The organism is Photorhabdus viridis, from assembly GCF_040256935.1.
GTDB lineage: Bacteria > Pseudomonadota > Gammaproteobacteria > Enterobacterales > Enterobacteriaceae > Photorhabdus > Photorhabdus viridis.
Map to the genome: position 1 here is coordinate 1 of NZ_JBEJZY010000496.1, position 223 is coordinate 223.

Sequence of the window (223 nt, forward strand, 5' to 3'; positions counted from 1 at the left end):
TCAGGTTAAGCGCGGGGCTAAATTCAGCCATCACGCTGTCAAAGTTGTTTTTGTTAATAGACACTTTTTTTCTTTCCGAGAGTGGGCGCTGTTCTTGCCCATGACTGTAATCGCCCATCACTAATAATTTCAGCGGCAACTCCACTTTTTTCTGCGCGCCGCCGGTGTGCAAATCTAATTTAATATTAATACGCGATTTAGGGATTTCATTTTGAAAACTCTG

Annotated in this window: 1 protein-coding gene; it reads right to left on the reverse strand. The window is 42.6% G+C overall.

Annotated features, from left to right (window positions below):
- Positions 1-223 (reverse strand): type VI secretion system contractile sheath small subunit (locus ABR397_RS24275; RefSeq protein WP_350307911.1); only part of this gene is annotated, 223 nt, incomplete at both ends.